Here is a 20,296-nt window from a genome sequence, read left to right on the forward strand (position 1 = left end):
CGGCCAAATGCCTCACCAAGTTGCCCTGAATTCCGAGCGTAGTTATCGAGAGCAGCATTGAGTGAAGGAGTTCACAGTCGCATGTTTAAGTTCGCCGCCTTCTTTCCCGTCGCACTCGGTTTATCGTTGGCCAGTTGCTCAACCGTCTCCGGCGGCATTAAAGAAGCAAGCCATCGGTTCACCGCGGTCAGCGGGGAACGCACACGCCTGCATCAAGCCTGGCATGTGAAGCGTGACTGCAGCGCCGATACGCCACCGAACGTTCGCGTGATGACGCCGCCAGCCCATGGCAAGATCGACCTCGTGGTTCAGGATGTTTATCCGAACGCCAAGGGCGAGGCAGCGAAATGCAATGGGATAAAAACCGGCGGCGTGGTCTCCTATTACACCTCCGCGCCTGGCTACGTGGGAATGGACAAGGCAACGGTCCGGGAGTCCTACGGCAATGGTCGAGTATTCGACCTCGAGCTTGAATTCAACGTTGTTCGGTGAATTTATCTCGATCGAGATACCCGCTATTGCCAAGGGCCGGCGTTCCGCGCCACCGACGTGGCCGACCATCCGACCCTTGGGCCACCGACCTGGGTCGAGCCGCGGGTCTCAACCCGTCCTTCGGACCCCGCTGGGGAGAAGAGGGAGCCAAGCCAGACCTCCTGATGCCACAGCATAACATCTCGTTCTGCTATTGCCAAATTAGTTGACTGAGTCCATTAATTGCAGCGATGGACGAGGTCGAGAGCGACGAAAATCATGAGCATATTGGACAGATTTTCACTGGCAGGTCAGGTGGCGCTGGTGACCGGCGGCGGGCGTGGTCTGGGCTTCGAGATGGCGCGCGCCCTTGCCGAGGCCGGCGCGCATGTCATCGTCAACGGACGCACGGCGGCGACGCTGGAAGGCGCCGTAAAGACCATCCGTGCCGCGGGCGGCACGGCGGAGGCCGCCGCATTCGATATCGCCGAGCGCGAGGCACAGCGTGCTGCGATGGCCGATATCGACAAGATCCATGGTCGCCTCGATATTTTGATCAACAATGTCGGCGCCCGCGACAGGCGGCCGCTGGCCGAATTCGACGATGATTCCATCATCGAGCTGCTGCGCACCGACCTGGCGGCGGCGATGACGCTGTCGCGGGACGCTGCCGTGCTGATGAAGCGACGCAATCACGGCCGCCTGATCGCGGTGACCTCGATCAGCGGCCATGTCGTCATGCCCGGTGACTGCGTCTATCCGGCAGCCAAGCAGGGACTGACCGGACTGATGCGCGGCATGGCGGTCGAATTCGGCCCGCACGGCATCACCAGCAACGCAATTGCGCCCGGCTGGTTTGCCACCGAGACGAACGCGGCGATGGCTGCGAACGAGGAATTGATGCCCTTCGTGCGCCAGCGCATCCCGGTCCAGCGCTGGGGACGGCCGGACGAGATCGCCGGCGCGGCGCTGTTTCTGGCAAGCGACGCCGCTTCCTTCGTCAATGGCCACGTACTGACGGTGGACGGCGGCATGACGGTGAGGATGTGAGATATCCGCAGGCGCTGCGGCACCGTCTTTCATTTCTGCCGCACTCTCCACCGCTTCTCGTCGGCAGGCAATAACGGCAACGGCAGGTATTATTCCTTCAGCATGCCCTGTGGTTGTCGTTGCCGGAGTCAGTGGCTAGAAATATCTGCCTGACTCGACTATTGGTTGACTTGGCGCCGCCCCGGTTGGCCATCGCCGTCCATTTGCCCGATTTCCGACCATAAACTGCGTCGGTCATTTGGAGGTTCGGAAATTAACAATCATATTCAGTGGCTTATAGAACACGGAATCACAGCTGAGCATATTGGCGAGCTGATAGCCGGATTGTGCGATCGGCTGATCGCGGATGGCTTTCCGATCTGGCGGGGAAGCATTTCAATGCCGTCAATTCATCCCATGTATGGCGGCGTCTCGGCCAATTTCGTGCGCGGCGGTGCGACCACGATCGAGAATGCCGAATATGGCACTGCGGGAGTGCTGAATTTCGAGAAGACCCCGATCTATTTTCTTTTGGGTCGTGGCGAAACGTCAGGTCGATGGAACATCGCCAAGGGCGAGGGTGTCGATAACTACCCGCAGCTTGCGGAATTCGCGCATGGCGGCGGCACGGATCACCTGGTCAGCCTGCTGGAGTTTCCGAAGGAGGCTGCGCTGCGCGGGGTCAGTCTGTCTCTCACAAGCGACAGGCCGGGCGGATTTTCTGATGATCAACTGGCGATCGTCGCGAAGCTCTTCCCGGCGCTGGGGCTGGCTTGTTATCGTATCGCGGCAACGAAAACCGCATCGGATATCCTCGCCGTCTATACAGGCGCCAAGACAAGTGCACGCATCCTTGCAGGCGATATTCAGAGGGGAAAGGGAGGGGCGATCAATGCGGCGATCCTGCTTGCGGACCTGAGAAACTTCACGGCGCTGACCGAGGTTTATCAGCCGGGCGAAATCGCCGGGTTTCTGAATGAACACTTCGAGCTGATCGGCTGGCATGTCGAGGAAAATTCGGGCGAGATCCTCAAGTTCATGGGCGATAGCGTGCTGGCGATCTTTCCGACCGATGCTGAAGATCCGCAAAAGGCCTGCATGGCCGCACTGGCTTCCGCAAGGAATATTCTGGAAGCCAACAAGGTGCTGAACGGTCAGCGGAGGAATGAGGGAGGTCCTGACATCGGCGTCGATGTCGTGCTGCATCTTGGCGAGGTCTTCTATGGAAATATCGGCGCACGCGGCAGGCTTGATTTCACGGTGATCGGCAGCGCCGTCAACGAGGCCTCGCGCCTCGAAAAACTCTGCGGCACGCTCGGCCATCATCTTCTGATGTCGGAAAGCTTCGCCGTCACTTGCGCCGTCGCCAACGAATGTCTGGGATCCTTCGAGTTGCGCGGGGTTTCGAAAGCGGTAAACGTGTTCAAGCTTGCCGACGCCGTATCCTGAAGCGTCGATCCGATCGGCGCGACGGCGCTCAGATCTCGCCTGAGACCTCGCGGCGGCGGCGGTCGAGTTCTTCGCTGTAGCGGCGCAGCGTATAGCTTTCGCTGAGCTGGCCGATCACCTTGCGTTCGATCAGGTTGTTGACGACGGCGAGTGCTTCGCTTTCGCTCTTGTCGAAGATCGCCGCCGCCTGCTTGGCATTCATCTGCGGCTGCAGGAAGTCGTTGCGGTAGTGGATGAAATCGGCAAGCGTCTTGCCCTCGTCCTGGGCGTCGGTCGGGTTGGCGTAGATCTCCGGCACCAGCACGAGGCCTGCATATTTGTCGCTCTCCTCGACGAGGATGACGCGCTGGGTCGAGCCGATTGGGAAGGCCTGCTTGAATTCCTCCAGAGAGATGCCCGCCCTTGCCGTCTTGACGTCGGCGCGCATCAGCTTGTCGACCGTCAGGTTGCGGATCCAGCCGACGTCATGGGCGCTGCGGATGCTTTCTCCGCGCAGATGGAACCGCCATGTGGCGAAGGAGTAGCCGAAGGTCGAACGCACGACGAGCGAGGAGGTGATGACGGCAGCGAGCACCAGTGCCGTGATCGGAAAATCGCCGGTGATTTCGAGCGCCAGGAACGTCATGGTCAGCGGCCCGCCGATGACGGCGACGGCAAGCGAACTCATGCCGACCACGGCATAGATGACGGGCGTCAGCGTCGCATCGGCGAAATAGGGGCCGCAATAGGCGAAGAGCTTGCCGAGCAGGGCGCCCATGAATAGCGAGGCGAAGAACAGTCCGCCCCTGAAGCCGGAGCCGATCGAGATCGCCGAGGCGAAGGATTTCAAGAGGAAGAGGCCGATCAGCGTCGGGATCGCCACGTCACGGGAAAGGTTGAGATGCAGCGCACCGTGGCCGGCCGAGAGCACCTGAGGCGAGATCATCGCCAGCAGCCCGACGATGATGCCGCCAAGCGCCGGGCGGAAGGGTGGGGCGATCGAACTCTTGCGCGCCAGCTCCTCGACAAAGGCGACGCCCTGCATGATCAGGATGCCCACACCGGCGCAGAAAGCGCCGAGCAGAAGTGCTGGGATATAATCGGCCGGCACGACCGAACCGAAGCTGCCGATATCGATGGTGAAATCGCTGCCGGCGAGCAGCCTTGCGATCAGGGTGGAGACGAGGGCGGAGACGACGACAGGGGTCAGCGAGACGATCGTATAGGTGCCGATGATCAGCTCGAAAGCATAGAAGGCGCCGGTCAGCGGCGCGTTGAAGGCAGCGGCGATGGCGCCCGCCGCGCCGCAGCCAACGAGGGTGCGCAGGTCCGAGCGGCGAAGCTGCAGCTTCAGACCAAATTTGGAAGCGAGCCCGGCGGCAAGCTGGGTATAGCCGGCCTCCAGTCCGACCGAGGCGCCGAAACCGTTGGAGATCAGGTTCTGCACGGCAACGATGATGCTGTCGGTCAAGGACAGGCGGCCGCCATGCAGCGCATTGGCCTCGATCGGGTCGACCATCGGTTTCTTGCGGCGTTTCGCCAGCACTAGAAGCAACAGGCCGAGCAGAGCGCCGCCGATAACCGGGGCGGTGAGCAGCAGCAGCTTGTTCTCGATCTCGGACGAGCTCAACCGTTCGCTGTCGGCGATGCCGAAGACCAGCTGATGCAGCTCGTTGGAGACGTAGCTCATGCCGGTGACGGCGAGACCTGAGATGACGCCGACGACGGCGCCTGCCAGCGACAGGCCGACCTCGCTACGGCGGGCCAGCGCCCGCAGGCGTCCCGGATCGAAGAAAACACGCAGCGCGCGGAAACGGCGCCGATCCAATTTCATAAGCATGGCTAGACAACTAGGCGGGGAGAGGCCCGGTCAAGGGCAGAGATGGTCGCGCAGTCCGCTTGCGACGCAATTGCGGCGAAAAGCCGGCGGTTGGAACAAATTTCGATGAAGTAAGTCTCTGATAAATGACGATATTTTAGGTAGGGTAAGTCGTGTTTGGGTGGCCACACCTCGGAACCGGCGATCGGGCGGCCGCCAAGGCCGGTTGACTTCACCCCTGCGCTTGCCTAACCATCCCTCAACGGATGGTCTCCCGACCATCCTGACATAACGGATGGTTTCGGATCGGTGTTGCGCCCTTCCGGATGAAAAGGGAATGTGACGGGGCGGACCCAAGCCGGGCGCCTTCATCACAGCCGACCCCGCGACTGTAGAGCGGTCAGGGTCTTCCATCCGGCTTCTAGCTCTTCCGGCCGGCGGCTTGCAATAATGCAGGCGGGCGGGATGGGCGACATGCCGGAAAAGCCACTGGATATGCATGGTGATCAACCGGGGTCGGACGCCTCTCAAGTCTACGAATCGTCCACCTTTTCACCGATGCAGCCGGGAAGGCGAGGATGATCCGCTGGCACGATCAGGGCGACCGGTTTCCGGTCTGCCCCGATCGCGGCCGATAACCGCGAGCCAGGAGACCTGCCATGCGTGCCGGGCGAGAAGCCCACACCTGGGCAATATGCCCGTTGCCAGCACGGAGGTTGTCTTGGCTGAACGATTGAATTCGGCGCGGCCTGGTGCGGCGCACGCCACGCCTCCAAGCAGCGCTGCAAGAGGAGTGTTTTCGGCCGCTTATGTCGAATGCTGGGTACCCCCCTCTGTCCTGCCGGACATCTCCCCCACAAGGAGGGAGATCGGCAAGCAGCACGACCGTCGTGTTACATCAATTGTTTGGAGAAAAGCTCTCGGCGATTCAATCTCCCCCCTTGTGGGGGAGATGTCCGGCAGGACAGAGGGGGGCGTCACACCCTCAGTAGCCGAGAAAGGTGCATTCGGAGCAAGCCACGACTACGCACTCTCCCCGAGGGGCGTTTGAGTATGACCGCCACCTTCATCCTCGGCGGCGCACGCTCCGGCAAATCCCGTTTCGCCGAATCCCTCGTCACAGCGACCGGCCTCGACCGTCACTATGTCGCGACCGGGCGTGCCTGGGACGAGGAGATGCAGGCACGCATCACCCAACACAAGGCCGATCGCGGACCGTCCTGGACAACGCATGAGGAGCCGCTCGATCTCGTCGGCAAGCTCTCCGCCATCGACGGGGAGGGGCGCATCGTGCTCATCGATTGCCTGACGCTCTGGGTCACCAATCTGATGATGGAGGAGCGGAACACGGCGGTGGAATTTGCCGCCCTTGCCGATTTCCTGCCCGCCGCGAAAGCGCGGCTCGTTTTCGTTTCCAATGAGGTCGGTCTCGGCATCGTGCCCGACAATCGCATGGCGCGGGATTTTCGCGATCATGCCGGCCGGCTGCACCAATCGATCGCGGCGAAGGCCGCCGAAGTTTATTTCATCGCGGCAGGCCTGCCGCTGAAAATGAAGGGTTAAGTCTATGAACCAGCAGAAGATTCCCGCAACCGTCATCACCGGCTTCCTCGGCGCCGGCAAGACGACGATGATCCGCAACCTGCTCACCAATGCCGGCGGCAAGAAGATTGCGTTGATCATCAACGAATTCGGCGATCTCGGCGTCGACGGCGACGTGCTGAAGGGCTGCGGTGCGGAGAATTGCACCGAGGACGATATCATCGAGCTGACCAATGGCTGCATCTGCTGCACCGTTGCGGACGACTTCATTCCGACGATGACGAAGCTGCTCGAGCGCGAGCAGAGGCCCGACCATATCGTCATCGAGACTTCGGGCCTTGCTTTGCCGCAGCCGCTGGTCGCCGCCTTCAACTGGCCCGACATTCGCACCCAGGTGACCGTCGACGGCGTCATCACGGTGGTCGACAGCGCCGCCGTTGCCGCCGGCCGTTTCGCCGATGACCATGATGCCGTCGATGCGCGCCGCGCCGAGGATGAATCGCTCGATCACGAAAGCCCGATCGAGGAGCTGTTCGAGGACCAGCTGACCTGCGCCGATCTCATCGTGCTCAACAAGACAGACCTGATCGATGCCGCCGGTCTTATCAGGGTACGCGACGAGGTCGCCTCCCGCACGGTACGCAAGCCCGTGATGATCGAGGCGCGGAATGGCGAGGTGTCGGCCGGTATCCTGCTCGGTCTCGGCATCGGCACAGAGGACGATGTCGCCAATCGCAAGTCGCATCACGAGCTGGAGCATGAGGACGGTGCGCCGCATGACCATGATGAATTCGACAGCTTCGTCGTCGAGCTCGGACCCATTGCCGATCCCGCTGGCTTCGTCGAAGCGCTTAAGGGCATCATTGCCGCCCATGACGTGCTGCGCCTCAAGGGTTTCGTCGATGTCTCGGGCAAGCCGATGCGCCTCCAGATCCAGGCCGTCGGCAGCCGCATCGACCATTATTTCGACCGCGCCTGGACGCCAAGCGAAAAGCGCGCCACGCGCCTTGTCGTCATCGGCCTGCACGAAATGGATCAGGACGCGGTGAGGGCGGCGATCGAAGCGCTGGCATAGACCCATGCATCTGCTTCTGGCCCAGCAGGGAACGATCAGCGACGGCGAGGAGGCAATCGACCTCGGGCAGACGCCGGGCGATATCCTGTTCCTGTCGGCGGCCGACAGCGAGCTTGCCGCGATCGCGGCCGCCCATCGCGAGCGCGGGGCGGGGCCTTCGCTGCGGCTCGCCAGCCTGATGAGCCTGAAGCATCCGATGTCTATCGACACCTATGTCGAGCGCACCGCGCGGCATGCCAAGTTGATTGTCGTGCGGGCGCTCGGGGGCGCCAGCTATTTCCATTATGCGCTGGAAGCGCTGCATGCGGCAGCGTCCCGCGCCGGGGCGCTGATTGCGGTGCTGCCGGGCGATGCGAAACCGGATGCCGGGCTGGTTCCTTTCTCCAATATCGATCTCGATGATCTCAACGCGCTCTGGGCCTATCTGATTGAGGGCGGCGATGCCAATGCGCGGGCCTTTCTCGATTATGCCGGGGCGATGTTGGCAGGCACGGAGAAGCCGGCACCGGCGGCACCTTTGATGAAAGCCGGTATCTGGTGGCCGGGGCGTGGACTGATCGGGGTTGAGGAGTGGCGGCTGGTTTCTGCTGCCGTGGTGTCTTCGCGTGTGGCTGTCCGTTTGTCGGTTGAGCTAGGGACACCCCCCTCTGTCCTGCTGGACATCTCCCCCACAAGGGGGGAGATCGGCAAGTCGCTTGGGCTTCCCACAAAAGAAACGCTTGAAGACGCGGCATCTTCTGCCGAGGAGATGGAACGAGACCTCTCATCCTCGATCTCCCCCCTTGTGGGGGAGATGTCCGGCAGGACAGAGGGGGGTATCTCAAACTCGGCAGAGAAGATGGGATTCGAACCCACATCTTCCCCCATCGTCGCCATCAGCTTCTACCGCGCCTTGGTGCAGAGCGGCGAGACGGGGCCGATAGAAGCTCTCATCGGAGCGCTGACGACACTCGGCCTGCGCCCGCTGCCGGTCTTTGCCTATAGCCTGAAGGATTCGGTTTCGACAGGCATTCTCGAAAGCGTGTTTTCGGCGTTGAAACCCGATGTCGTCATCAACACGACCGGCTTTGCGGTCTCGGCACCCGGTGCCGACCGGCAGCCGACGGTGCTGGAGGCGAATGAGGCGATCGTGCTGCAGGCGATCCTGTCGGCCTCGTCGAGAGAGGCATGGGCGGCTTCCTCGCAGGGCTTGTCGGCGCGCGATCTGGGCATGAACGTGGCGCTGCCTGAAGTCGATGGCCGGGTGCTGGCGCGGGCGATCTCCTTCAAGACGGCGGCGCGCTACGATGCTGCCGTCGAGACGAATATTGTCGCCAGCGAACCGGATGCTGGCCGGGTGCGCTACACGGCGGAGCTCGCCGCCAACTGGGCGCGGCTGCGGAAGACATCAGCCGGCGACCGGCGCATTGCGCTCGTCATGGCGAATTATCCAAACCGCGACGGTCGGCTCGGTAACGGCGTTGGACTCGATACGCCGGCCGGGACCATCGAGGTGCTGAAGGCTATGCGGGCGGCGGGGTATCCGGCCGCCGAGATTCCGGCCGACGGCGACGCGCTGATACGGCATCTGATGGAAGGGCCGACTAATTCCGGTTCCGACGGAAAGATCATCCGCGAGACGCTTTCCCTGAGTCGCTACAACGGCTTCCTGGAATCTCTTCCCAATAAGATTCAGGATGAGGTGAGAGCCCGCTGGGGCGATCCCGAAGATGATCCGTATTTTCGCGAAGGCGTCTTCGCCCTGCCTTTCGCCCGTTTCGGCGATGTGCTCGTCGGCATCCAGCCGGCGCGCGGCTACAATATCGACCCGAAAGAGAGCTATCATTCGCCGGATCTCGTGCCGCCGCACGGTTATCTCGCCTTCTACGCTTTCCTGCGCCGCGCGTTCGGCGCCCATGCCGTCATCCATATGGGCAAACACGGCAATCTCGAATGGCTGCCGGGCAAGGCGCTGGCGCTGTCGGAAAGCTGCTATCCCGAGGCGATCCTCGGGCCGCTGCCGCATCTCTATCCCTTCATCGTCAACGATCCGGGCGAGGGTACGCAGGCCAAGCGCCGCAGTGCTGCCGTCATCATTGACCACCTGACGCCGCCCTTGACGCGGGCGGAGAGCTACGGGCCGCTGAAGGATCTGGAGGCGCTGGTCGACGAATATTACGAGGCCTCCGGCAGCGATCCCCGCCGCATTCGTCTGCTCAGCCGTCAGATCCTCGATCTTGTCACCGATATCGGCCTCGACCGGGATGCCGGGATTGCCAAGGGCGAAAGCGAGGGCGAGGCGCTGAAGAAGCTCGACGCCTATCTCTGCGACCTCAAGGAAATGCAGATCCGCGATGGACTGCATGTGTTCGGCGTTTCGCCCGAGGGGCGGTTGCTGACGGACCTCACCGTGGCTTTGGCGCGGGTGCCGCGCGGGCTGGGTGAGGGTGGGGATGCAAGTTTGCAGCGGGCGATCGCGGCGGATGCTAGATTGGGCGGCGGCGTGGGGGGGATACCCCCCTCTGTCCTGCCGGACATCTCCCCCATAAGGGGGGAGATCGGCAAGTCGCTTGGGCTTCCCGAAAAAGAACTGTTTGAAGATGCCGCAGCTTCGACGCATGAGATTGAGCGAGGCCTCTCATCCTCGATCTCCCCCCTTGTGGGGGAGATGTCCGGCAGGACAGAGGGGGGTGCCTCCATCTTCGACCCTCTCGATTGTGACATGGCCGCCGTCTGGACCGGCCCACGTCCTGATATCCTCGCAGATATTCTTGACGCCCCATGGCGGACCAACGGAGACACCGTCGAGCGCATCGAACTGCTCGCTGCAAAGTTCGTCTCCGGCGAGATAGAGTGCCCAGCCCTCTGGTCTCAAACCGGGTTGGTAGTCTCCGAGATTGAAACCCGCCTCAAACCTTCCATCCTCGCCTGCGGCCCGGCCGAAATCGTCGGCCTGCTCAAAGGCCTCGACGGCCGCTTCGTCGCACCCGGCCCCTCCGGCGCGCCGACGCGTGGACGGCCCGATGTGCTGCCGACGGGCCGCAATTTCTACTCGGTCGACAGCCGTGCGGTGCCGACGCCGGCCGCCTACGAACTCGGCAAAAAATCGGCGGAACTGCTTGTCCGCCGCTATGTGCAGGATCATGGCGAATGGCCTGTCTCCTTCGGGTTGACGGCCTGGGGCACGTCAAACATGCGCACTGGCGGCGACGATATCGCCCAGGCCCTGGCGCTGATCGGCGTCAAGCCGCTCTGGGACATGAGCTCGCGCCGCGTCACCGGCTATGAGATCATTCCGCCGGCGATGCTCAGGCGGCCGCGGGTCGACGTGACGCTCCGCATTTCCGGCTTCTTCCGCGACGCCTTTCCCGAGCAGATCGCGCTGTTCGACAAGGCGATCCGTGCCGTGGGCGCGCTTGAAGAGGACGAGGTCGACAATCCGATCGCGACGCGCATGCGTGGCGAAGCGGCAAGGCTTGCGGCTGCCGGTCTTGACGAAGTCGCGGCAAGGCGCCGGGCGGGTTACCGCGTTTTCGGCTCGAAGCCCGGCGCCTATGGCGCCGGGCTGCAGGCACTGATCGACGAAAAGGGCTGGGAGCGGCGCGCCGATCTCGCCGAGGCCTATCTCGTCTGGGGCAGCTATGCCTATGGTGCCGGCGAGGAGGGCAAGGCCGAACGCGGCTTGTTCGAGGAGCGGCTGCGCTCGGTGCAGGCTGTTATCCAGAACCAGGACAACCGCGAGCACGATCTGCTCGATAGCGACGACTACTATCAATTCGAGGGCGGCATGGCCGCCGCCGCCGAGCAGCTCGCCGGCGCGCGTCCTCCGATCTATCACAACGACCATTCCAGGCCGGAAAAGCCGGTGATCCGCTCGCTGGAAGAGGAAATCGGCCGCGTCGTGCGCGGGCGTGTCGTCAATCCGAAATGGATCGCGGGCGTCATGCGCCACGGCTACAAGGGCGCCGCCGAGATCGCCGCCACCGTCGATTATCTCTTCGCCTTTTCGGCGACGACGGGCGCGGTCGGCGAACACCATTTCGAGGCCGTCTACCAGGCCTTTGTCACCGATCCGGCCGTGCGTGACTTCATGATCGAGAAGAACCCGGCGGCATTCGACGAGATGAGGGAGCGGCTCAGCGAAGCAATCGACCGCAGCCTCTGGACGCCGCGCAGCAATTCGGCCCGGTTCGACCTGGCCGCCAGACAATAGAATGAGGTGAACCAATGAGCGACGAAGCACCAGAGAACGAGATCCCGGGAAACGAAACCGGAAAAGACGACGCGCGCCACGCCGAGAAGATGGCGAAGAAGAAAGCCGCGCGCGACAAGATCATGGCCACCAAGACGGATGGCAAGGGGCTGATCATCGTCCATACCGGCAAGGGCAAGGGCAAGTCCTCGTCTGCCTTTGGTATGATCTTCCGCCACATCGCCCATGGCAAGCCGTCAGCCGTCGTGCAGTTCATCAAGGGCGCGATGTGGACCGGCGAGCGCGACCTGATCGAGAAGCATTTCTCCGATCTCTGCCAGTTCCACACGATGGGCGAGGGTTTCACCTGGGAAACGCAGGACCGCGCCCGCGATGTCGCCGCAGCGGCCGCCGCTTGGGAAAAGGCCAAGGAACTGATCCGCGACGAGCGCAATTCCATGGTGCTGCTCGACGAGATCAATATCGCGTTGCGCTATGACTATCTCGACATCAACGAAGTCGTCGCCTTTCTGGAGAGCGAGAAGCCCCATATGACGCATGTCGTGCTGACGGGGCGCAACGCGAAGGAAGAATTGATCGAAATCGCCGATCTGGTAACCGAGATGGAGCTCGTCAAACACCCCTTCCGCTCCGGCATCAAGGGTCAACCGGGCGTGGAGTTCTGAGACGGTCAGTTGAGCGCGAGGCTGCGCAGGATGGCGGCCGTTTCGTCGTCTGCCGGGAAGAAGGATTCGACCGCGAGTTCCGACAAAGTGATGTCGACGGGGGTGCCGAAGACCGTCGTTGTCGAGATCAGCGAAAGCAAGCCGGCCTTGGTCGAAAGCTGAAGGGGAACAGCGATGCCGGCATAGTCGGCATGGACCTCGCCAGCAGTTTTAGGCGCTGGATAGGACAGCAACTCCTTCAAAAGCTTGTCCAGCATTGGATCACCCGAAGCCGAGAACTGTTGGCGCAGCCTGCCGATAAGGTGGGCGCGCCACTCGGAGAGGTTTTTGATATGGGGCGCCAATCCTTGTGGATGCAGGCTGAGGCGCAGTACGTTGACGGGCGGCGTGAGCAGGGACTGGTCGGCAACGGCTGAGAGCAGCGGAGCGATGGCCGCATTGGCTGCGATGAGTGTCCAATGGCGGTCGACGGCGATTGCTGGGAAGGGCTCGTGCCCTTTCAGCACCATGTCGATGGCGCGACGGGCCGGTTCCAGTGCAGGATCGTCGAGCGCGCGTTCGGCAAAAACAGGAGCGAAACCCGCCGCGAGCAGCAGCGGGTTCCGATCGCGAAGGGGCACGTCGAGCCGTTCGGCAAGATGCAGCAGCATGTCGCGGCTCGGTGTCGAGCGCCCGCTCTCGATGAAGCTCAGATGCCGCTGCGAGATCTCCGCCTCCAGCGCGAGGTCGAGCTGGCTCATGCGGCGGCGCTGGCGCCATTCGCGCAGATGGTCTCCAAGGGAGCGGGCGGTCGGCGTCATCAGGCGGCTTCCGGCAATTGGTCGATGAAACCGCGGACGGATTTCAGCTTGCCGCCTTCTAGCTCGGCGAAATCCGTGCCCTTGATCAGCGCTTCACCATTTTCCGGGCCGAGGCCCCAGGAGAAGCGCAGGTTGTCGCCGTAGCCGTCGGCCGCCCCGATCAGGGCGAAGCGGAAGCCGGGGAAGCGGCTTTGCACGGCCTCGACCAGCGAATTGATCTGCTCATGGCCTTCGCCGCGCATCAGTGGGTCGATATAGGTGGCGGCTTTGCTCCAGCTCTCGGCGATGAGAGCGCGGCGGCGGGCGGCGTCCGTCTCATTCCAGATGGCGAGATAGTGCTCTGCGTTGGTGTTTGCGTCGTTCATCAAGTCATCTCCTTTGATCGCCCGTCAATTCCAGGCAGCTCGATCATGCGGGAAGGCGATGCATCTTATCAATTACGCCAGAGGTAATGGAAGATGGTCGAGGGTTCGGTCAGACGCTGAGCCAGACACGCAGCGGATTTGCCGGGTCGGCGAGCAGCTTTACCGCAAGGGCGACGCAGACGATCACGAGCAGCGGCTTGATGAGCTTTGCGCCGATGCGCATGGCAAACCGCGAGCCCAGCTGCGCGCCGAGGAACTGGCAGGTACCCATCAACAGGCCGATCTTCCAGAGTATTGCCCCGAAGCTTGCGAAGACGATCAGCGCGCCGAAATTCGAGCCGAGATTGAGAAGCTTGGTGTGGGCCGTCGCCTTCAGCATGCCGAAGCCGGCGAGCGTGACGAAGGCCAGCATGAAGAAGGAGCCCGTGCCGGGGCCGAAGACGCCGTCATAGAAGCCAATGACAGGTACCAGCGTCAGGCCGAAGGTAAAGGGCGTCACGCGGCGGTGCGTGTCGAGGTCGTTGAGGTTCGGCTTGACGGCGAAGAAGATGGCGATCGCCACCAGGAGCACCGGCATGATGGCCTGCAGCGCTTGGCCTGGAACGATGGTGGCGAGTGCCGCGCCGAGCGCCCCGCCCATGATGGCCATCAGCGCCATCGGCAATTGTTCCGCAAGCTGCACATGGCCCTTGCGGGCGTAGGCGATCGTGGCCGAGGCGGCGCCGAAGAGGGACTGCACCTTGTTGGTGCCGAGGGTCTGGAGCGGCGGAATGCCCGCGATCAGCATGACGGGAACGGTGATGAGGCCGCCGCCGCCGGCAATAGAATCGACGAAACCGGCAAAGAAAGCCGCTGCGCAGAGCAGCAGAAGCAGATCGAAGGCGATATCGGGCAAGGTGGTATTCCGGGGAGGGATTTCGGACGGCCTTGTTGCATTTGCCGTCCCAAGCTGCAATGGCTGCAACGACATGGGCAGGGCGTATTTGACGGTTTCCATGAGCGATATCTCTTTCGATACGGCGAGGCTCCACGTGCTCGGCCTCGGCTGCGAGCGTGGGACGTCGCCTGCCGAGGTGCTGGCGCTTGCGATCGAGGCGCTCGATGTAGCCGGTATTGGCGCGGCGGAACTCGCAGCCATTGCCTCGATCGACAGCCGAAGACTGGAGCCGGCGATCCTTGCTGTTGCCGCGCATTTTTCCGTGCCTGCCGTCTTCTTCGGCGCGCCGCGGCTGGAGGAGGAGACGCCGCGGCTCGCGAATCCCTCTGCGATCGTCTTTGCCCGCGTCGGCTGCCATGGGGTCGCCGAGGCCGCTGCGCTTGCAGCTGCGGGACCGGATGCCGAGCTTGCTGTCGCCAAGATCAAATCTGCACATGCGACAGCGGCAGTTTCCCGCAGCGGGTTGCAGAAAGCCTAGTGGACGTTATGTTGGCGCCAATTCGCGGCGCCGTCCGGCAGCTTCACGGTTCACATCTAGAGGATATCTCATGCACAAGGTCATTTATGACACCGACCCTGGCGTCGACGACGCCATGGCGCTTCTCTTCCTGCATCGTCATCCCGAAATCGAGCTTCTCGGCATCACCACGGTTTTCGGTAATGCCTCGGTCGAGACGACGACGCGCAATGCGCTCTTCCTCAAGCGCGAATGGAATATTCCGGCACCCGTTTCCAAAGGCGCCAGCGTCACCATCGATTCCGCGCGCGCGGAGCGGCCGTGGCCGGCCATGGTGCATGGCGAGAACGGCCTCGGCGATATCGATGTGCCCGAGACGATCGACCTGCCGCTCGATCCGCGCCCGGCGCATCGCTTTATCATCGACACGGTGCGCGCCCATCCGGGCGAAGTACGCCTCGTCGCCGTTGGCCGAATGACCAATCTGGCGATGGCGCTGAAGGAAGACCCCGAGATTGCGACGCTGGCCAAGGACGTCGTCATCATGGGCGGCAATTTCTATGTGCCGGGAAATGTCTCGCCGGTCGCCGAGGCCAATATCCACGGTGATCCTGAGGCTGCCGACATCGTCATGACCGCACCCTGGAAGGTGGCCGTCATCGGCCTCGACGTCACCGCGATTACCACGATGAGCCGCAGCTATCTCGGCGAGATGGCGGCGAGGGGTGACAAGGCGGTCAAGCAGCTCGACGCACTCTCGCAGTCCTACATCGATTTCTACAAGCACGCGGTTGAAGACGGCATGATGGTGCATGACAGCTGCGCCTGTGTCTATGTCGTGGTGCCGGAGCTGTTCTCGTCAATATCGGGTGCGGTGCGTGTCGTCTGCGGCGGCATCGCCGATGGCCAGACGATCGTCAGGCCAGATGGGCGGCGTTTTCCGCCTGATGGCGCTTGGGATGGCTTGCCGAGCCAGGTGGTCTGCACCGGCATTGAGTCGGAGAGGGTCCTGGACCTCATCCGCAATACACTGCTTGCAGCCTGACTAGCTTGAAGGCCGGCAGCATCGCGGCCGGCCTTCGGGATATATTGCAATATATTCATTGCGTTATGAGGGTTCTCCGAGGATTTGAATCCGACACTTCACAAAGTGAGTCATGCTCATCTCAGCAACTTCAAGTGAGGTGATGGGCGCGGCGTTGACCTTGCCCTTTGCGGGGCCTAGATCAGCAACATGATCGATGCCGCATTCTCCCATCTTCCGGCGCTTGAGCCGGGCAGCGTCTGGCTCGTCGGGGCCGGCCCCGGTGATCCCGGCTTGCTGACGCTGCTCGCCGCCAAGGGACTTTCCGAGGCCGACGTCATCGTTCACGACGCGCTGGTCAACGAGGAATGCCTGGCGCTGGCAAGGCCGGAAACGCTGGTGGAATATGCCGGCAAACGCGGCGGCAAGCCTTCGGCGAAGCAGCGCGACATCTCGCTGCGGCTGGTGGAGCTTGCGCGCGCCGGCAAGCGAGTGCTGCGGCTGAAGGGCGGCGATCCCTTCGTCTTCGGTCGCGGCGGCGAAGAGGCGCTGACGCTGGTCGAGCACAACATCCCTTTCCGCATCGTGCCCGGCATCACCGCCGGCATCGGCGGGCTCGCCTATGCCGGCATCCCGGTGACGCATCGCGACATCAACCATGCCGTGACCTTCCTCACAGGCCATGATTCGTCAGGTATCGTGCCCGACAGGATCAACTGGGAGGCGATCGGACGGGGCTCGCCTGTCATCGTCATGTACATGGCGATGAAGCATATCGCCGAGATCAGCGCCCGTCTGATCGCCGCAGGCCGGCTGCCATCCGAGCCCGTCGCCTTCGTCTGCAATGCCGCCACCGGCCGGCAGCAGGTGCTGGAGACGACGCTCGGAGAGGCGACCGAGGCTGTTGCCGCTTCAGGGCTCGAACCGCCGGCCGTAGTCGTCGTCGGCGAGGTGGTGCGGCTCAGAGCTTCACTCGATTGGCTCGGTGCACTGGCTGGGCGGCGCTTGCTGCCCGATCCATTCCGCCGGTCCGGCAAGGTGCGGGCATGAGCGGCCTCCTGATCGCAGCACCTTCCTCCGGCGCCGGCAAGACGACGGTGACGCTCGGTCTGCTCCGGGCGCTTCGCCGGCGCGGCATCGCGGTCGCGCCCGGCAAGGCCGGCCCCGACTATATCGATCCTGCCTTCCATGCGGCAGCGAGTGGCACGCTCTGTCTGAATTTCGATCCCTGGGCGATGCGCCCGGAGCTGATCTCGGCCAATGCGGCCCTTCACCGCTCCGGCGACCGCATCCTCGTCATCGAGGCGATGATGGGGCTTTTCGATGGGGCGGCCGACGGAAAGGGAACGGCGGCCGATCTGGCGGCCCAGCTTGGGCTTTCCGTGGTGTTGGTCGTCGATGCCTCGCGCATGTCGCAGTCGGTGGCGGCGCTGGTTACTGGTTTTGCCGGTTTCCGTGCCGATGTGCGGGTTGCCGGTGTCATCCTCAACAAGGTCGGCAGCGAACGGCACGAGGCGATGCTGCGGCAGGCGCTCGAAGCTATCCGTATGCCTGTCATCGCCGTCATCGGCAGCGACAAGGCGCTTTCCCTGCCGGAGCGCCATCTCGGCCTCGTCCAGGCCGGCGAACATGCAACCCTCGACAATTTCATCGACCATGCGGCGGATGCCGTCTCCGAGGAATGCAATTTTGAATTCCTGCTGCGCATCGCCAGACAGGGGCTTAACCGGCCATCGGCCGCCAATATCGACCGGTTACCGCCGCTGGGTGCCCGCATCGCCGTGGCGCGCGATGTCGCCTTTGCCTTTTCCTACGAGCATATGCTGCTCGGCTGGCGCCGCCGGGGTGCTGCGATTTCCTTTTTCTCGCCGCTCGCCGACGAGGCGCCGGCTGGTGATGCCGATGCGATCTATCTGCCCGGTGGTTATCCCGAGCTGCATGCCGGGCGGCTGGCAGAGGCGCAGAATTTCCGCGCCGGCATGCTCGATGCGGCAGCGCGCGACATCCGGATCTATGGCGAATGCGGCGGCTACATGGTGCTTGGCGAGGGCCTGATCGATGCGAAGGGGCATCGCCACGAGATGCTCGGCCTGCTGCCCGTCGTCACCACCTATGCCGAGCGAAAGCGTCATCTCGGCTATCGCCGTGTTGTGCCCCTCGACGGCGCCTTCTTTGCGCGGATGATGACGGCCCATGAATTCCACTATTCCAGCGTCGTCTCCGAGGGCGAGGGCAAGCGGCTTTTTCAGGTGCAGGATGCGCTCGGAACCGATCTGGGTGCCGCCGGTCTCAGGCGCGACCAGGTGGCAGGCTCCTACATGCATCTGATCGATCTTGCCGGAGCCGCCGCATGAGCGCACCGATTGTCCACGGCGGCGGCATCACCGCGGCTGCCGCTACCTTCGGCGGCAGGCCGCACGACTGGCTCGATCTTTCCACAGGCATCAATCCGTGCCCCGTCGCGCTGCCTGACATTCCGGCGCGAGCCTGGCACCGCCTGCCGGACAGGCACCTCGTCGATGAGGCAAGGCGCGCGGCGCGCGACCACTACGGCAGCGGCGAGATTCTGCCGCTACCAGTGCCCGGCACACAATCGGTGATCCAGCTTCTGCCACGTCTGGTCGAGGGTAGGCTGGTTGGCGTTACGGACGACCGAGTCGATGTGACGGACAACAGGGTTGCCGTGACGGACAACAAGATTGCCGTGACGGACAACAAGATTGCCGTGGTATCGCCGACCTATGGCGAGTATGCGCGCGCCTTCGCCTCGGCCGGTTTTGCCATCGATGTGGTAGACGATATTGCCGCGATCGGAGCCGGACATCGGTTGGCCATCGTCGTCAATCCGAACAATCCTGATGGACGGGCATGGCCGGCCGAAACACTGATTGCCCTGCACGACAGGATGAAGGCAGCAGGCGGGCTTCTCGTCGTCGATGAGGCCTTCGGTGATACCGATCCGGCGCTCAGCCTTGCATCCCGTGCGCCGCAGCTTTCCAACCTCATCATCTTCCGCTCCTTCGGGAAGTTCTTCGGATTTGCCGGCCTCCGGCTCGGTTTCGCGATTGCGCGCGGCGATATTCTCGCGCGTTTCGAAGACTGGCTCGGACCTTGGGCGGTCTCAGGACCGGCCCTTTCGATTGCAGGTTCGCTGCTGCGATCGGATGTTTCTGCTATCTGCAGCCGCATCAATGAACGTTGCGCCGGTCTGCATGCGGTGCTGAAGGGCGCCGGGTTGCGGATGGCTGGAGGAACAGCGCTCTTCACCCTTGTCGCCGATGCGAGAGCCGGCGACATTTACACGCATCTCTGCCGCCATCATATTCTCGTCCGCAAGTTCGACTATGCGCCGGATTGGCTGCGTTTCGGGCTGACGCCCGTTCCGGCGGCCGACAGGCGGCTTGGCGAAGCCCTTCAGAGATTTGAGCGATGACGATCGACGAAAACCTTCTCGTACTGCTTCTGGCGCTGCTGCTCGACCGAATCGCCGGCGATCCGCAATGGCTGTGGTCGCGGGTGCCGCATCCCGTCGTCATCTTCGGCGCGGCGATCTCCTATGCCGACCGGCAACTCAACCCGACAAGCCTGACCGGCTCGCAACGCCGAATGAACGGTATCGCCGCCATCCTGGTGCTGCTTCTGGTGGCGATAGCCGCAGGCTTCGTGTTCAACCGGTTTTTCGCGCTGTTTGGCCTTGCCGGCATCTTGCTGGAGACCGGGCTGGTGGCGATCTTCCTGGCGCAGAAAAGCCTTGCCGATCACGTCGCGGCCGTCGCCGTCGCCTTACGCGACGAGGGGCTTGCCGGCGGGCGGACCGCCGTTTCCCGCATCGTCGGACGCGATCCCGAGACGCTGGATGAGCCAGCCGTCTGCCGCGCGGCGATCGAAAGCCTTGCCGAGAATTTCTCCGACGGCGTCGTCGCACCGGCGCTCTGGTATGCCGTCTTCGGCCTGCCGGGGCTCTTCGCCTACAAGATGCTGAACACGGCGGATTCGATGATCGGCCATAAGTCGGAAAAATACATCGACTTCGGCTGGGCGGCCGCCCGGCTCGACGATATCGCCAACTGGCCGGCCGCGCGCCTCTCCATACTGCTGATTGCCGCCGGCGCCTGGATCCGGCGGGGAACAAGCGCCGGGCGCGAGGCGATCCGGGTGGCGATGCGCGACGGGGCCTTGCACCGTTCGCCGAACTCCGGCAGGCCGGAGGCAGCAATGGCAGGCGCGCTGAATGTCCAGCTCGCCGGCCCGCGCATCTATGACGGCGTGATCGTGCGCGAGCCGATGATCAACGACACCGGCCGCGACGTGGCGACCTCAGGCGATATCGAGGACGGCGTATCGGTATTTTACGCCAGCTGCATGGTGCTCGCTGGTACTACGTTCGGGTTGTTTCTGTGTTTTCTGTAGGGTTGCGCCGTGCACGCGGGATAGGGTGTGCCGTGAGAGGGGGTGCGACACAGCACACCCACGCCGCCGGTAGACAGCCCCC

General features: G+C 63.1%; 17 protein-coding genes and 1 riboswitch. Of the genes, 13 read left to right on the plus strand and 4 right to left on the minus strand.

The window, feature by feature from the left end; translation table 11 throughout:
* Window positions 1–81: 81 nt before the first annotated feature.
* From FFM53_RS23820 to FFM53_RS23830, 3 genes are all read left to right on the plus strand, one after another.
* A complete protein-coding gene (locus FFM53_RS23820; protein ID WP_138390951.1) occupies window positions 82–492 on the plus strand; it encodes a hypothetical protein in 411 nt (136 codons plus the stop codon).
* 258 nt (window positions 493–750) lie between these two features.
* On the plus strand, window positions 751–1,521 hold the full coding sequence (locus tag FFM53_RS23825; RefSeq protein ID WP_138390952.1) for an SDR family oxidoreductase: 771 nt from the start codon (window positions 751–753) through the stop codon (window positions 1,519–1,521).
* A 378-nt stretch (window positions 1,522–1,899) separates the two neighbouring features.
* Complete coding sequence (locus FFM53_RS23830; protein ID WP_246413057.1) at window positions 1,900–2,949, plus strand: adenylate/guanylate cyclase domain-containing protein; 1,050 nt, start codon at window positions 1,900–1,902, stop codon at window positions 2,947–2,949.
* A 28-nt stretch (window positions 2,950–2,977) separates the two neighbouring features.
* Here FFM53_RS23830 and FFM53_RS23835 read toward each other — a convergent pair whose 3' ends face one another.
* Window positions 2,978–4,768 carry a chloride channel protein gene (locus FFM53_RS23835; protein ID WP_138390954.1) on the minus strand — a complete coding sequence of 597 codons (1,791 nt, stop codon included), beginning with the start codon at window positions 4,766–4,768 and terminating at the stop codon, window positions 2,978–2,980.
* Between the two features lie 258 nt (window positions 4,769–5,026).
* A riboswitch (cobalamin riboswitch) is annotated at window positions 5,027–5,423 on the plus strand.
* A 377-nt stretch (window positions 5,424–5,800) separates the two neighbouring features.
* On the opposite strand from FFM53_RS23835, the gene cobU reads away from it, so the two are divergent.
* The 4 genes from cobU to cobO are packed head-to-tail and all read left to right on the plus strand — an operon-like array spanning window position 5,801 to window position 12,221.
* On the plus strand, window positions 5,801–6,310 hold the full coding sequence (cobU, locus tag FFM53_RS23840; protein WP_138390955.1) for a bifunctional adenosylcobinamide kinase/adenosylcobinamide-phosphate guanylyltransferase: 510 nt from the start codon (window positions 5,801–5,803) through the stop codon (window positions 6,308–6,310).
* A gap of 4 nt (window positions 6,311–6,314) precedes the next feature.
* Window positions 6,315–7,364, plus strand: a complete 1,050-nt coding sequence (gene cobW, locus FFM53_RS23845; RefSeq protein ID WP_138390956.1) for a cobalamin biosynthesis protein CobW — start codon at window positions 6,315–6,317, stop codon at window positions 7,362–7,364.
* A 4-nt stretch (window positions 7,365–7,368) separates the two neighbouring features.
* Window positions 7,369–11,556, plus strand: coding sequence for a cobaltochelatase subunit CobN (gene cobN / locus FFM53_RS23850; protein ID WP_138390957.1), 4,188 nt, complete (start codon window positions 7,369–7,371; stop codon window positions 11,554–11,556).
* 14 nt (window positions 11,557–11,570) lie between these two features.
* Window positions 11,571–12,221 (plus strand): cob(I)yrinic acid a,c-diamide adenosyltransferase, encoded by a 651-nt coding sequence (gene cobO, locus FFM53_RS23855; protein WP_138390958.1) that lies wholly within the window; start codon window positions 11,571–11,573, stop codon window positions 12,219–12,221.
* 5 nt (window positions 12,222–12,226) lie between these two features.
* Here cobO and FFM53_RS23860 read toward each other — a convergent pair whose 3' ends face one another.
* The 3 genes from FFM53_RS23860 to FFM53_RS23870 form a co-directional block, all read right to left on the minus strand.
* A complete protein-coding gene (locus tag FFM53_RS23860) occupies window positions 12,227–13,021 on the minus strand; it encodes a helix-turn-helix domain-containing protein (protein ID WP_138390959.1) in 795 nt (264 codons plus the stop codon).
* The gene (locus FFM53_RS23865) at window positions 13,021–13,386 is read right to left on the minus strand and encodes a nuclear transport factor 2 family protein (RefSeq protein ID WP_138390960.1); all 366 of its coding nucleotides are present in this window, start codon (window positions 13,384–13,386) and stop codon (window positions 13,021–13,023) included. The genes FFM53_RS23860 and FFM53_RS23865 overlap by 1 nt, the downstream gene beginning before the upstream one ends.
* A 109-nt stretch (window positions 13,387–13,495) precedes the next feature.
* Entirely contained in the window at window positions 13,496–14,281 is a 786-nt protein-coding gene (locus tag FFM53_RS23870) for a TSUP family transporter (protein WP_138391009.1), read from the minus strand.
* A gap of 100 nt (window positions 14,282–14,381) precedes the next feature.
* On the opposite strand from FFM53_RS23870, the gene FFM53_RS23875 reads away from it, so the two are divergent.
* From FFM53_RS23875 to cbiB, 6 genes are all read left to right on the plus strand, one after another.
* Complete coding sequence (locus tag FFM53_RS23875; protein WP_138390961.1) at window positions 14,382–14,801, plus strand: cobalamin biosynthesis protein; 420 nt, start codon at window positions 14,382–14,384, stop codon at window positions 14,799–14,801.
* Between the two features lie 70 nt (window positions 14,802–14,871).
* Complete coding sequence (locus tag FFM53_RS23880; protein ID WP_138390962.1) at window positions 14,872–15,825, plus strand: nucleoside hydrolase; 954 nt, start codon at window positions 14,872–14,874, stop codon at window positions 15,823–15,825.
* Window positions 15,826–16,014: 189 nt separating this feature from the next.
* Entirely contained in the window at window positions 16,015–16,854 is an 840-nt protein-coding gene (gene cobA / locus FFM53_RS23885) for a uroporphyrinogen-III C-methyltransferase (protein WP_138390963.1), read from the plus strand.
* Window positions 16,851–18,158 (plus strand): cobyrinic acid a,c-diamide synthase CobB, encoded by a 1,308-nt coding sequence (locus tag FFM53_RS23890; protein WP_138390964.1) that lies wholly within the window; start codon window positions 16,851–16,853, stop codon window positions 18,156–18,158. The genes cobA and FFM53_RS23890 overlap by 4 nt, the downstream gene beginning before the upstream one ends.
* Complete coding sequence (locus FFM53_RS23895) at window positions 18,155–19,237, plus strand: threonine-phosphate decarboxylase (RefSeq protein ID WP_138390965.1); 1,083 nt, start codon at window positions 18,155–18,157, stop codon at window positions 19,235–19,237. Before FFM53_RS23890 ends, FFM53_RS23895 begins: the two co-directional genes overlap by 4 nt.
* Window positions 19,234–20,214, plus strand: a complete 981-nt coding sequence (gene cbiB / locus FFM53_RS23900; RefSeq protein WP_138390966.1) for an adenosylcobinamide-phosphate synthase CbiB — start codon at window positions 19,234–19,236, stop codon at window positions 20,212–20,214. The genes FFM53_RS23895 and cbiB overlap by 4 nt, the downstream gene beginning before the upstream one ends.
* Window positions 20,215–20,296 lie beyond the last annotated feature (82 nt).

The organism is Rhizobium indicum, from assembly GCF_005862305.2.
Lineage (GTDB): Bacteria > Pseudomonadota > Alphaproteobacteria > Rhizobiales > Rhizobiaceae > Rhizobium > Rhizobium indicum.

Coding starts and splice junctions, on each gene's coding strand:
- FFM53_RS23865 (WP_138390960.1), bottom strand. CDS start 13,386: ATGAACGACGCAAACACCAACGCAGAGCACTATCTCGCCATCTGGAAT.
- FFM53_RS23820 (WP_138390951.1), top strand. CDS start 82: ATGTTTAAGTTCGCCGCCTTCTTTCCCGTCGCACTCGGTTTATCGTTG.
- FFM53_RS23835 (WP_138390954.1), bottom strand. CDS start 4,768: ATGCTTATGAAATTGGATCGGCGCCGTTTCCGCGCGCTGCGTGTTTTC.
- FFM53_RS23880 (WP_138390962.1), top strand. CDS start 14,872: ATGCACAAGGTCATTTATGACACCGACCCTGGCGTCGACGACGCCATG.
- cbiB (WP_138390966.1), top strand. CDS start 19,234: ATGACGATCGACGAAAACCTTCTCGTACTGCTTCTGGCGCTGCTGCTC.
- FFM53_RS23860 (WP_138390959.1), bottom strand. CDS start 13,021: ATGACGCCGACCGCCCGCTCCCTTGGAGACCATCTGCGCGAATGGCGC.
- FFM53_RS23830 (WP_246413057.1), top strand. CDS start 1,900: ATGCCGTCAATTCATCCCATGTATGGCGGCGTCTCGGCCAATTTCGTG.
- cobW (WP_138390956.1), top strand. CDS start 6,315: ATGAACCAGCAGAAGATTCCCGCAACCGTCATCACCGGCTTCCTCGGC.
- FFM53_RS23825 (WP_138390952.1), top strand. CDS start 751: ATGAGCATATTGGACAGATTTTCACTGGCAGGTCAGGTGGCGCTGGTG.
- FFM53_RS23895 (WP_138390965.1), top strand. CDS start 18,155: ATGAGCGCACCGATTGTCCACGGCGGCGGCATCACCGCGGCTGCCGCT.
- cobN (WP_138390957.1), top strand. CDS start 7,369: ATGCATCTGCTTCTGGCCCAGCAGGGAACGATCAGCGACGGCGAGGAG.
- cobA (WP_138390963.1), top strand. CDS start 16,015: ATGATCGATGCCGCATTCTCCCATCTTCCGGCGCTTGAGCCGGGCAGC.
- FFM53_RS23890 (WP_138390964.1), top strand. CDS start 16,851: ATGAGCGGCCTCCTGATCGCAGCACCTTCCTCCGGCGCCGGCAAGACG.
- FFM53_RS23875 (WP_138390961.1), top strand. CDS start 14,382: ATGAGCGATATCTCTTTCGATACGGCGAGGCTCCACGTGCTCGGCCTC.
- cobO (WP_138390958.1), top strand. CDS start 11,571: ATGAGCGACGAAGCACCAGAGAACGAGATCCCGGGAAACGAAACCGGA.
- cobU (WP_138390955.1), top strand. CDS start 5,801: ATGACCGCCACCTTCATCCTCGGCGGCGCACGCTCCGGCAAATCCCGT.